This is a genomic window from Corynebacterium sp. NML 120412, from assembly GCF_002285155.1.
In the GTDB taxonomy this organism is placed as follows: domain Bacteria; phylum Actinomycetota; class Actinomycetes; order Mycobacteriales; family Mycobacteriaceae; genus Corynebacterium; species Corynebacterium gottingense.
In genome coordinates this window covers 43,939-55,492 of the sequence record NZ_NSGL01000010.1, presented here as the reverse complement: position 1 = coordinate 55,492, position 11,554 = coordinate 43,939, and the positions used below count along the sequence as shown (strand labels likewise).

The following is an 11,554-nucleotide window of genomic DNA, read 5'->3' as shown; positions in this document are numbered from 1 at the left end:
CTTGCCGGGATCGCGCAGTCAACGTTTTATCACCACCAGGGCAAACACCAACGCAGTGTGGCAAAACGCAAGGCACGCCGCGACAAGTACAAAGTACTCATCCGCCAGGCAGTCGATGAGTGCGGGCAAAGCTACGGCTACCGGCGCATCCACGCGTGGCTTGTTCGCGGTGGGCATCGCATATCGGAAAAAATTGTGCGTGAGCTGATGGACACACTCGGCTGCCACCCACCAGCAAAAGCATCCACGAAGTACTCCTCATACACCGGCGAGACCGCGCACCGCCCGGCAAACCTGCTGCTCATTGGCGATAACGAGCGCCCTGCTAATGAGACACATACCCTTGCCCGCCCTGAGGTGGCGCACTCGCAGTATTTCACCCGGTATGCGCACAGTAAGGGGTTGACCCATGATTTTCACGCGGATCAACCTTGGCAGAAAATTGGTACCGATGTCAGCGAAATCCGCTGCAGTGACGGCAGGCTCTACTTGTCAGCAGCCATCGACTTCTTCGACGGGATGCCCATTGCTGTGACCATGTCACAAACGCCAAACCATGAGCTGGTTGCCGGGATGATTGAACGGATCGACGCGGTAAAACCTGCTGATGCGCAACCGATCCTGCACTCGGATCGTGGAGGGCTCTACCGCAGCACACGCTGGGTCAACCTGATTACCGACCACGCCCACAACATCACCGGGTGCAAGGCATGCGCCACAGGGGAATGGTGCCAGAGGCGGTGGCGATACATCCCGTCACTGTCACGGAAAAGAACAAGTGGTGATAACGCGCGCACCGAGGGGTTCTTCGGCACGATGAAACAAGAACTGCTCAAAGGCAGACCCGCCACCAAAAAGATGACGGTGGCACAAATGCGAGACTATATTGACAACTACATCGACTTCTACACCCACACCAGGCTGAAGTCGACGCTAGGCAACGGCTATGCCACCATCGCCGAACACCGCCAAGCACTTGGAGTCTAAACAACAACACACAAGCCCCCGGGGCACTCCAACAAAACATCCGCAGGCCCGAGTCCCGTGAACTCGTCATCCCCTTCTCGTCAAACACACAGCACCCGCCCAAGACCCGAAACCACACCTCGCCGGACAAACAACTCGCCGCCGCACCCGCACGAGGAGAAGCTCAGAGCCCCGACGCGGCACCATCCCCACCTGAAAGTAGGGCTGAGGTATCCGCGGCCGGGGGGGGGATCCAGCCGATTCTCGCTTGCATGGATTGCGCGCTACGTCCACTGGTACCCACCCACAACATTGGTAGTGTGGCAACGCACTGAATCGATTCAGACGTGATTTGTCTCGCACACGTTTGGCGCCCTTAGTAAATTGACAATTGACAGTCAGTCAACAATGCGATTGTCGGAAACCAGCACTCGTCCTCTACACATTGGAGTTTTAGACCATGTTGAACAAGCGTTTCGCGGCCAGCGTTGTTGCTGGCTGCATGATTACCGCGGGGGTCGTCGCGCCTTCGGCCAATGCGGTATCCGTCAAGGTGAGCGGCGGTACCTGCCACTTCACCTTCACTGCTAAGGAGCAAGAGCGGTTCATGATGCCAAGCTCGGACACAACCACGCCGCAGGAGGCGAAGAAGGCCATCAAGGAGACAAAGGCAGCGCAAGCGCAGGAGCGAAAAGCTATTGCGGAGCTGAAGAAGACCGATCCCGCCGCCGCGGCAGAGCGCGAGAAGTTGTTCAAGGTTGGGGTTGAGGCCTACGAGAAGACCTTCCTTCCAGCTTTTCAAAAGTGCGCGGGCAGCGGTAGCTCCAATGCGCCGCAAAAGCCGAAACCCAAGCCGAAGCCCAACCCGAAGCCAAAGCCGGGGACTCCGGGCGCCGATGGCGGTTCCAGCTCTCAGGACGGCGGTAAGCCCGGAGATGCCGAGGGAAAGAACGCGCTGAGCGATGAGGACGGCAAGCTCAACGGGGCGGGGATCGGAGTCGTCTCGGCCGGTGTGATCCTGTTGGTGCTGGGCGGCGTTGCAGCCGCGCTTCCTTCGCTGAAGCCGATGCTGCCCGCTGAGATTGCGGCGATGCTGCCGTAGTGAGGTTCGCCTCGCCTGGAGTAGGGGCTCAGTAGAAGGCCGCGAGCTCGTGAGGGTTCGCGGCCTTTGGTGTGGCGGTGGCGTCGATAAGCACTTCGCCCCTGGCGGTGTCCGAGAGCAACAGACCCTATAATGAGTTGAACGCGAAAGAAAGGGCATTGATGTCGGAAAACGATAACCGGTCGTATAAGCGTGGTGGCCAGAATGGCCGTGGTGGCAAGCCGTATGGTGGCAAGCCGAAGCGTGGCCGCGATGACAAGCGTCGCGGTGGCCGCGGCGACAGGTTTGAGAAAAAGGTCCGGCATGATCGGTCGAACCCGTCACGGCAGGGGTTCCGCGAGGACCGGATGGCGCAGAAGATTTCCGAGCCGGATCTGCCGGATGGCATCGACATCAATGAGCTTGATCGTTCCGTGCTGCAGGACCTGCGCGTGCTGTCCAAGGACAACGCTAACCGCGTAGCGCAGCACATGGTGATGGCGATCGAGATGCTGGAGGACGACCCCAAGCTCGCGCTGCGCCACGCGCGTGCCGCGAAGAACCGCGCAGGCCGCGTGGGCGTGGTGCGCGAGACCAACGGAATCGTGGCCTACCACGCCGGTGAATGGAAGGAAGCGCTTTCCGAGCTGCGGGCGGCACGCCGCATGAGCGGCGGCCCCGGCCTGTTGGCCGTCATGGCAGACGCGGAGCGCGGCCTTGGCCGCCCCGAAAAGGCACTCGAGCTGGGGCGGACGCCGGAGGCTCGGCAGCTGGAGCCGGAAGACCGCGTCGAGCTGGCCATCGTGCTCGCAGGTGCGCGCCACGATCTTGGGCAGCACGACTCCGCACTGGCAACGCTGTCTCGCCTTGACCCGACGCTGCATCCTGAAACCTTCTCCGAGCTGCGTTTGGCCTACGCGTACGCAGATGCGCTGCTCTCCGTGCAGCGAGAGAACGAGGCCAAGGAGTGGTTCGCCGCTGTGGCCAAGGCAGACGAAGACGGCATCACGGACGCGGACGAGCGTGTCCGCGAGCTGAGCTAGAACGAGCGCGACGACACATGGACGGAAACACGACGCTACAAGCGCAGCACGACGCGCTTCTGCTGGACCTGGACGGCACGGTCTGGGAGGGCGGCCGGGCGATCCCGCACGCCGTCGAAGCGATCAACGCCTCCGGGTGCAAGGCAATCTACATCACGAACAACGCCTCCCGTGCGGCGAGCAGGGTCGCAGCGATGCTGCAAGACATTGGGCTCAACGCCGCCGAGGCCGACGTCCTCACCTCGGCCCAGGCCGCGCTCGGGCTGGCGGAGGGCGTGCTCGAACCGGGGGATCCGGTCCTCGTGCTCGGCGCGCAGCCGTTCAAGGATCTCGTCCGTGATGCGGGGTACCAGGTCACGGATTCCGCCGACGACGCACCGAAGGCTGTGCTCCACGGGCACAACCCGGACACCGGGTGGGCGGAGCTGTCCGAAGCCGCGCTGGCCATCCGCGCCGGCGCCGTCTACCTCGCGTCCAACATGGACACGACGCTGCCGATGGAGCGGGGCCTGATGGTAGGCAACGGATCGATGATCGCTGCGGTCACCTCAGCCACCGGCGTGACGCCACGGTCGGCGGGCAAGCCCGAGCCCGCGATGTTCCACCAGGCGGCAGAGCGCTTCGGGGCCAAGTCGCCGCTGGGCATCGGCGACCGCCTGGACACCGACCTGGCTGGCGGCGTCGCGGCGGGGATGCCCACGCTCCACGTGCTCACCGGCGTCTCCGGGCCGCTCGCGCTGCTCCAGGCCCCGCCGCAGCAGCGCCCGACGTACATCGGCGAAGATATGCGCGCGCTGGCGGCGGATCCCGCCACGCTGCAGCCCGGTGCGCAGGGCGGCTTCCAGGCGCGGATGGAGGGCGACGAGCTGGTCGTGGATGGGGGCGAGGAGGCGTCGACAAGCGTTCAGGCGCTGCGTACCGCCCTCGAGGTCGCCTGGGCGCAGCCCACCGGGCCGAGGAATGTGCGGGCGGCGTCCACGGAGGCCGAGGCCGCGCTGGCGAAGTGGTGGTAGCGTGCCCGCGCCGAAGCCACACGACCCGCGCACGACGCAGCACAGCCCCGCCGAAGTCACGCAGCGCGTGCAGGAGATTCTCGCCGAGCCCGTGCAATCGCTTGTCGACGAAGCGTCGCAGCTCACCCGCGCCCACGACGTCTTAAGCGACGCCCTACGCAACCAGTAGAAGGAGACTCAGACGTGGCACCTGGACGGAGGCGACTCGACGCCGAACTCGTCCGCCGCAAAATCGCGCGCTCGCGCGAGCAGGCGCAGACGTGGATCAAGGAAGGCAAAGTCATCGTCGGCGGCTTCCCCGCGACGAAGCCCGCCACCGTGGTGGAACCCGACGTTTCCATCAAGGTGGATGTGGCGGAGGAGGACGAGTGGGCGTCGCGAGGCGCGCACAAGCTCCTGTCCGCGCTGGAGGCGTTCGGACCGCAGGGGCTCGACGTGGCGGGCAAAGTGGCGCTCGACGCGGGCGCGTCGACCGGCGGCTTCACCGACGTGCTGCTCAAGCGCGGGGCGCGGGAAGTCATCGCCGTGGACGTGGGGTACGGGCAGTTGATCTGGCGGCTGCAGAATGATCCGCGCGTGCGGGTGCTGGACCGGACGAACATCCGCAACCTGACGCTCGAGCAGATCGGGCAACCCGCCGACCTCATGGTGGGCGATCTTTCCTTCATCTCCCTCAATCTGGTGCTGCCCGCGATCGCGGCCTGCCTGGCGCCGGGGGCCGACCTGCTTCCCATGGTGAAACCGCAGTTCGAGGTGGGCAAGGACCGGCTCGGCCATGGCGGTGTCGTGCGCTCGAACGAGCTGCGCGCCGAGGTGACCGCGGACGTGGCCGCGTACGCGCAGTCGCTGGGGCTCAGCGTGAAAGGCGTCACCGCTTCTGGTCTTCCCGGCCCGAGCGGCAACGTAGAATACTTCCTATGGCTGGTCAAAGACGGCGGCGCCGGAGCACTGGATGCTGCGGCGCTGCGGGCCATGGTGGACACAGCAGTTGAGGAAGGACCGACACACACGTGACTGAGACCGCGCACCGGACAATCCTGCTCGTCCCGCACTACTACCGGCCCGAAAACATCTCTTCCGCTGCGGTCGCGGCGCGCCTGCTCACCGCCGCCGGCATCGGGGTTCGGCTGCTCACGTTGCGGGAGGACAGCCCCGTCGATGAGGACGCGGTGCTGCGCGACTTGGACCACGTCCAGCCCGGGCCAGACGCCGCGAAAGGCTGTGAGCTTGTCCTCGTCCTCGGCGGCGACGGCACCTTCCTCCGCGCCGCGAGCTTCGCGCACGCGCAGGACATCCCAGTGCTGGGCATCAACCTGGGCCACGTCGGATTCCTCGCAGAGGGCGAGTCGGAGAGCCTCGAGGCGGTGATCCAGCACGTCATTGACAAGACCTACCGCGTCGAAGAGCGCATGACTATCGACGTCATGGTGCGCGACGCAGACGACAACGAGCTGGGGCGCAGCTGGGCACTCAACGAGTGCAGCATCGAAAACGCGAACCGCACGCAGGTGCTCGACGCCACGTTGGAGATCGACTTCCGCCCCGTGTCCTCGTTTGGCTGCGACGGTGTGCTCATCTCCACCCCGACCGGCTCGACCGCGTACGCCTTCTCCGCGGGCGGTCCCGTCATGTGGCCCGCGCTGGACGCCATCCTCGTCGTGCCGAACAACGCGCACGCGCTGTTTGCTAAGCCACTGGTGGTCTCGCCGCGGTCCACGGTTGCCGTCGAATCCGAACCGACGACGAGCGACGCCGTGGTAGTCATGGACGGCTTCCGCTCGATTGCAATGCCCCCGGGCTCGCGCGTGGAAGTGATCCGCGGCGCGCGCCCGGTACGGTGGGTGCGTATCGACGACCGCCCGTTCACCGACCGGCTGGTGAACAAGTTCCAGCTGCCGGTGTCTGGCTGGCGCGGCCCGCGCTACTCGTAGCCGCGGCTGCACGGGACGGATGTGAGGAAAGGGAGAAGCCATGCTGGCAGAGATTGCCATTAGCAACCTGGGCGTGATCTCGCACGCCTCTGCGGAACTGGCTCCGGGGCTCACGGTGCTCACCGGTGAGACCGGCGCCGGTAAGACCATGGTGGTCACCGGTCTGCGGCTCCTCACCGGAGGCCGCGCGGACGCGTCCCGCGTGCGCACCGGCGCCAAGGAGGCCGTGGTCGAGGGCGCGTTCAGCACCGACGGGCTTCCGGAGGACGTCCGCGTGCGCATCGCGGAGATCGCGGAGGGGGCCGGCGCGGCCGCCGACGAGAACGACGAGTACGTCGTCTCCCGCTCAGTGAAGGCGACCGGGCGGTCGAAGGCGCACCTCGGCGGCCGGACGGTGCCCGCGGCAACGCTGGGCGAGCTTTCCAATGAGCTGCTCACCATCCACGGGCAAAACGACCAGCTGCGCCTCATGTCGCCAGATCAGCAGCTCGCGGCGGTGGACCGGTTCGACCCGAAAATCGCCGGCAAGCTGGAGACCTACCGCACCGCGTACACGGCGTGGCGCAAGGCGGCGAGCGAACTCCGCGAGCGCACGGAGCGGCGACAGGAGCTGGCCCAGGAGCTGGACCGGCTGCAGTTCGCCATCTCGGAGATCGACGAGGTCGCCCCGCAGGACGGCGAGGATACAGACCTCGTCGACACCATTAATCGCCTCCAGGACGTCGACGCGCTGCGCGAGGCGTCGCACGCCGCGCTCGTAGCCATCGACGGCGCCGAGGCGGCTGGCGGGTACGGCGACGACGAGGAAGCTGCCTCCACGCTCGTCGGCCGCGCGGCGACCGCGCTGGACGGCGCGAGTGACAAGACGCTGCAGGAGCTCGGCGCCAGGTTGCACGAGGTGGCGAGCATGCTTGGCGACGTCTCCGCGGAACTTGGCAGCTACGTCGCGGAGCTCCCGAGTGACCCGGACGAGCTTGAGCGGCTCCTCCAGCGCCAGCAGCAGCTCAAGGGGTTGACCAGGAAATACGCCCCCGACATTGCTGGCGTCCTGGCCTGGCGCGCCAAGGCTGCGAAGCGGCTCGAACGCATCGACACCTCCGACGAGGCCATCGAGCAGCTGAAGAAGCAGGTCGCGGAGGCGGAAGCCCAGATGCGCACCTGCGCCACCGCGTTGTCGAAAGCGCGGGCCAAGGCCGCCGCGGCGCTGGGCAAGGCCGTGACCGAAGAACTCCACGGCCTGGCGATGCCGAAGGCGCAGCTGACCGTATCCATTGACAGCACCGACTTCGGCCCGCGCGGCGCCGATGCGGCGGAGATTCGGCTTGCCCCGAACAGCGCGCTCGAGCCGAAGCCGCTGGCGACGAGCGCGTCCGGCGGTGAGCTCTCGCGCGTCATGCTCGCCCTCGAGGTGGTGTTGTCCGGCACCAGCGGGGGAGCGACGATGGTGTTCGACGAGGTCGACGCCGGCGTCGGCGGGCGCGCAGCGGTGGAGATCGGCCGCCGCCTTGCCCGGCTCGCCGCGCGCAACCAGGTCATCGTGGTCACCCACCTCCCGCAGGTCGCGGCCTACGCGGATACCCACCTGCACGTGGCAAAGGATGTCAGCGACGAGGCCGTCACCTCGGGCGTGCTGAGCCTGAGCTCCGCCGAGCGGATCGACGAGCTGGCCCGCATGATGGCCGGCCTGGACGACTCCGATACCGGCAAAGCCCACGCGAAGGAGCTGTTCGCACGGGCGCAGCGCGAAGTGGAGGAATTGCGCCAGTAACGCTCCCGCGCGCCTACCAGGTTCGGGCAGGTCACGCGTGCACAATATGACGCATGACTGTTGCTTCCCGGAACTCCGAATCCGCGCAGCCCGCGCTGACGGGCACGTTGCGTGACTGCAGGCCGAAAGGCAAGGGGCCGTCCCGCATGAGCGAGGGCGACATCGCGCTGGTTGATTCGGCGGACATGACTCGCCGCCAGGCTGAGGCGCTGCTCGCGCACCGGCCGAGCGCCGTGATCAACCTGTCCCGCTTTTCCACCGGCGCCATGCCCAACTACGGCCCGCATTTGCTTCTCGACGCCAACGTCACCCTCCTCGAAGCAACCGGAGGCGACGGCGCCCTGCGCGACGGCAAGAAGGTCCGCCTCGGCAAGGACGGCAGCATCACCGTGGGCAAGAAGCCCGCGGGGACCGCAGTGCCTGTGACGCGCGGCGACCTCGACGCCACGTTCGCCGAGGCGCAGCGCAACCTGGTCGAGCAGATGGAGGCCTACTTTGGCAACACCATCGAGTTCGTGCACGCGGAAGCCCCGTTGCTCATCGACGGCCTCGGCGCCCCGGACCTTGGCGAGTCCATGGCGGAGCGAAAGGTCGTGGTGGTGTCGCCCTGCCCGGACCTCCGCGATCGGCTGAAGGGGATCAAGAATTTCATGTCCGAGTTCACCCCGGTGATCGTGGGCGTTGGTCAGGCGTCGGACGTCCTCGTGGAGCTCGGTTTCGAACCTGACTACATTGTCGGAGATCCGACTGACGTGGCGTCGGAAAGCTTGCGCAGCGGCGCGCGCGTCATCCTCCCCGCCGAGCCGGACGGTTTTGCTCCGGGGCTGGAGCGCATCCAGGATCTGGGCGTGGGGGCGATGACCTTTCCGGCGGCGACGGAATCCCCGACGGACCTGGCGATCCTGTTGGCGGTGTTCCACGACGCGGAGATGATCGTGACCGTTGGTCAGGGCGTGGAGCTTGACCAGATTTTCGCCGCGCCCGAGTCGACGCCGCCCGAGGCGCTGCTCACCCGCATGAAGGCGGGACGCAGGCTGGTTGATTCCACGGTGGTGGAGCAGCTGTACGCGGTGCCGTCGAGTGGCGGGGTCGCGTGGGCGTGGGCGATCCTGGGGATCCTGGTGGCGATCGCGACCATCGTCCTCGTCGTCGGCCTGTATGGGCCGGGGGACTTCTCTGACAACCTGGTCAATACCTGGAACAGCATTGCGCTGTCCTTCCAGGACCTGATCGACCGCCTGACCAAGTAAAGGAGCCTGAACATGTCTGATGGAGGACGCACAAGCGGGCTCGTGGTGACCGGCCTGGGGTGGGGCATTGCGCTCGGCGTGGCCGCCGGCGCGCTGCTCATCGCGCCCGCGATGCATAACGACGGCCAGCCGCTTGGCCAGGACAACTCCGCGACCTCGAAGGAGGCGCAGCGCGCGGAGGCGTACGCCGATAACTCGGATACGCTGCTCGGTGAGCAGTCGGCGGCAATTGTGAAAGACGCGCTGAAAGATAAGCACGTGACGGTGATCCGCACCGAGGGCGCCTCCGATGAGGACGTGAAGGCGGTGCGCTGGCTGCTGGGAAAGGCGGGCGCCAAGGATTCCGGCGAGCTTGAGTTGGCATCAAAGTTCACGGATCAGGACTCGGCGGACGCGCTGTCGTCACTGATCGCAAACACCCTGCCCGCCGGGGCACAGCTGTCGGTGGAAGATCGACGGCCAGGCGTCCACGCCGGTGAATCGCTGTCCGCGGCACTGTTGGTTGATGCGGAGACGGGGGAGCCGCTCGCGCCCGCGGGCGACCGGCAGTTCGTCCTCGATGCGCTCAAGCAGGCGGGGTTTGTGCACTACAGCGGCGACCTTGTGCCCGCTGACGCGATCGTGATCGTGACCGGGGCCGCCGGAGACGACACCGACGAGGAAGGCGGCGTGGGCGCAGGCAAGGGTGCCCCGGACGAATTCGGCCAACAGCTGCTTGCAGACTTCGCCGACGCACTGGGCAAGACTGAGCCGACCGTGTTAGGCGTGCGCGAAATTGACGCGTGGCACGCACCGGAGCTCCAGCACGCGACCTTTGTGCAGGCCGTGGAGACGGAGGCGGGCCGCATCCGCGCGACGCTTGGTGCGGCAGGCTCGGCAACGTCCTAGGCTTACACCTATGGCTGAACAGATGGAACACACTTCGCCGCACGCGCACGAGTTCACGGTCGTTGACTCGGAACTGCTGCAGGAATCGCCCATCTTGGCGATGCGCCGAGACGCGGTCACGATGCCCGGCGGGGCGCAGGCGTCGCGCGAGGTCGTCGAGCACTTCGGCGCAGTCGCCGTCGTTGCGCTGAACGATCGCAACGAGGTGGCCGTGGTGAAGCAGTACCGGCACGCTGTGCGCCACCGCCTGCTCGAGCTCCCCGCCGGGCTGCTCGACGTCGCCGGCGAGGACGAGCTGACCGGCGCCAAGCGCGAGCTTGTCGAGGAAGCCGGGCTCGAGGCCGCCAACTGGTCAGTGCTTGTGGACCTGGTGACCTCGCCCGGCTTCGCCGAAGAGGCCGTCCGGGTCTTCCTCGCCCGCGAGCTCCGCGAGGTCCCTCGCCCGCCCGCCGAGGAGGAAGAGGCGGATATGGCGCTGACCTGGATGCCGCTGGAACACGCGCGCGAGGCGGTGCTTCGCGGTGAGATCGTCAACTCCATCGCGATCGCGGGCGTGCTCGCAGCAAGCGAGGTGCAAGCCGGTCGCGCGACACCGCGCAGCACCGACGCACCGTTCGAGCTGCGCCCGACCTCGCTGGCAAAGCGCCGCGTCGCCGCAGGGATCACCCCGGACATGAAGCGCATCTAGTGCAGGCTCGCACCCTCGCCGAGCGCTGGTTGACCCACCTCATCGTCGAGCGCGGCGTGTCCACGCACACGGAGAGCAATTATCGACGCGACGTCAACCGCTACCTCACCTGGCTGGAGCGCGCCGGCATCACCGATCTCGCGGCAGTCAGCGCGCTGGACGTCGAGGCGTACGTGGCCGACCTCCGCCGCGGCGTCGACGGGACGAAGCCGCTGGCCACCTCCTCGGTAGCGCGGGCCCTGGTCGTGGCTCGGGGGCTGCACAAGTTCGGCGTGGCGGAGGGGGTCCTGCCGCGCGACGTGGCCGCCGAGGTGGCCCCGCCGCAGCAGGGCGAGCAGCTGCCGGACACGCTTTCTGTCGCGGAGGTCGAGTCGCTGCTTGACTCGTGCGCGGGCGCCACCCCGGTTGGCGTGCGCGACCGTGCGTTGTTGGAGCTGCTCTACGCCACGGGCGCCCGCGTCTCCGAGGTGCTTGCACTCAACGTCGACGACGCGTCCGAGCTCGAGCACGGCGCAGGGGTTCTCACCGTCACCGGCAAGGGCAATAAGCAGCGGCTGGTGCCGGTGGGCAGTCACGCGCAGGACGCGCTGCAGGCATACCTTGTGCGGGTGCGCCCGTCGTTTGCCACCGGAAAGTCTCACGCCCTGTTCCTGAACACCCGCGGCGGAGCTCTGTCGCGCCAAAGCGCGTGGACGGCGATCAAGCAGGCCGCCGAGCGGGCGGGCGTGCACAAAGACATCTCCCCGCACACGCTGCGCCACTCGTTTGCCACGCACCTCCTCGAGGGAGGGGCGGATGTGCGGACGGTGCAGGAGCTGCTGGGACACGCGTCGGTGACCACGACGCAGATTTACACCCACGTCACGGCGGAGAATCTGCGCGAGGTGTGGCGGCAGGCCCATCCGCGTGCGTGAGTCCGGGAGCGG

Annotated in this window: 12 protein-coding genes; all 12 read left to right on the top strand. The window is 66.8% G+C overall.

Features of this window, described 5'->3' with window-relative positions; all coding sequences use genetic code 11:
* Window positions 1-987, top strand: a 987-nt coding sequence (locus CKJ84_RS11810; protein WP_143340377.1) for a DDE-type integrase/transposase/recombinase, incomplete at its 5' end; no start/stop codon positions are given.
* 439 nt (window positions 988-1,426) lie between these two features.
* Window positions 1,427-2,068: a hypothetical protein gene (locus tag CKJ84_RS11805; RefSeq protein WP_095547085.1), complete on the top strand. Its 642-nt coding sequence runs from the start codon at window positions 1,427-1,429 to the stop codon at window positions 2,066-2,068.
* Between the two features lie 161 nt (window positions 2,069-2,229).
* Entirely contained in the window at window positions 2,230-3,090 is an 861-nt protein-coding gene (locus CKJ84_RS11800; protein WP_233125704.1) for a tetratricopeptide repeat protein, read from the top strand.
* Window positions 3,091-3,107: 17 nt separating this feature from the next.
* The gene (locus tag CKJ84_RS11795; RefSeq protein WP_095536541.1) at window positions 3,108-4,103 is read left to right on the top strand and encodes an HAD-IIA family hydrolase; all 996 of its coding nucleotides are present in this window, start codon (window positions 3,108-3,110) and stop codon (window positions 4,101-4,103) included.
* A gap of 1 nt (window position 4,104) precedes the next feature.
* Entirely contained in the window at window positions 4,105-4,272 is a 168-nt protein-coding gene (locus tag CKJ84_RS12130) for a hypothetical protein (RefSeq protein ID WP_233125703.1), read from the top strand.
* Between the two features lie 14 nt (window positions 4,273-4,286).
* Window positions 4,287-5,117: a TlyA family RNA methyltransferase gene (locus CKJ84_RS11790; RefSeq protein ID WP_095547084.1), complete on the top strand. Its 831-nt coding sequence runs from the start codon at window positions 4,287-4,289 to the stop codon at window positions 5,115-5,117.
* Entirely contained in the window at window positions 5,114-6,034 is a 921-nt protein-coding gene (locus CKJ84_RS11785) for an NAD kinase (RefSeq protein WP_095547083.1), read from the top strand. The genes CKJ84_RS11790 and CKJ84_RS11785 overlap by 4 nt, the downstream gene beginning before the upstream one ends.
* Window positions 6,035-6,074: 40 nt before the next feature.
* Complete coding sequence (recN, locus tag CKJ84_RS11780) at window positions 6,075-7,802, top strand: DNA repair protein RecN (RefSeq protein WP_095547082.1); 1,728 nt, start codon at window positions 6,075-6,077, stop codon at window positions 7,800-7,802.
* A gap of 53 nt (window positions 7,803-7,855) precedes the next feature.
* Window positions 7,856-9,052, top strand: a complete 1,197-nt coding sequence (steA, locus tag CKJ84_RS11775) for a putative cytokinetic ring protein SteA (protein WP_095547081.1) — start codon at window positions 7,856-7,858, stop codon at window positions 9,050-9,052.
* 12 nt (window positions 9,053-9,064) lie between these two features.
* Complete coding sequence (locus CKJ84_RS11770) at window positions 9,065-9,940, top strand: copper transporter (RefSeq protein WP_095536105.1); 876 nt, start codon at window positions 9,065-9,067, stop codon at window positions 9,938-9,940.
* 10 nt (window positions 9,941-9,950) lie between these two features.
* On the top strand, window positions 9,951-10,628 hold the full coding sequence (locus CKJ84_RS11765) for an NUDIX hydrolase (RefSeq protein ID WP_304441716.1): 678 nt from the start codon (window positions 9,951-9,953) through the stop codon (window positions 10,626-10,628).
* Window positions 10,628-11,542 (top strand): site-specific tyrosine recombinase XerD, encoded by a 915-nt coding sequence (xerD, locus tag CKJ84_RS11760; RefSeq protein ID WP_095547079.1) that lies wholly within the window; start codon window positions 10,628-10,630, stop codon window positions 11,540-11,542. The genes CKJ84_RS11765 and xerD overlap by 1 nt, the downstream gene beginning before the upstream one ends.
* Window positions 11,543-11,554: the final 12 nt, after the last annotated feature.

What these genes read in the sequence shown, in the direction of transcription:
- CKJ84_RS11805 (WP_095547085.1), top strand. Translation starts at nt 1,427, where the DNA reads ATGTTGAACAAGCGTTTCGCGGCCAGCGTTGTTGCTGGCTGCATGATT.
- CKJ84_RS11800 (WP_233125704.1), top strand. Translation starts at nt 2,230, where the DNA reads ATGTCGGAAAACGATAACCGGTCGTATAAGCGTGGTGGCCAGAATGGC.
- CKJ84_RS11795 (WP_095536541.1), top strand. Translation starts at nt 3,108, where the DNA reads ATGGACGGAAACACGACGCTACAAGCGCAGCACGACGCGCTTCTGCTG.
- recN (WP_095547082.1), top strand. Translation starts at nt 6,075, where the DNA reads ATGCTGGCAGAGATTGCCATTAGCAACCTGGGCGTGATCTCGCACGCC.
- steA (WP_095547081.1), top strand. Translation starts at nt 7,856, where the DNA reads ATGACTGTTGCTTCCCGGAACTCCGAATCCGCGCAGCCCGCGCTGACG.
- CKJ84_RS11770 (WP_095536105.1), top strand. Translation starts at nt 9,065, where the DNA reads ATGTCTGATGGAGGACGCACAAGCGGGCTCGTGGTGACCGGCCTGGGG.
- CKJ84_RS11765 (WP_304441716.1), top strand. Translation starts at nt 9,951, where the DNA reads ATGGCTGAACAGATGGAACACACTTCGCCGCACGCGCACGAGTTCACG.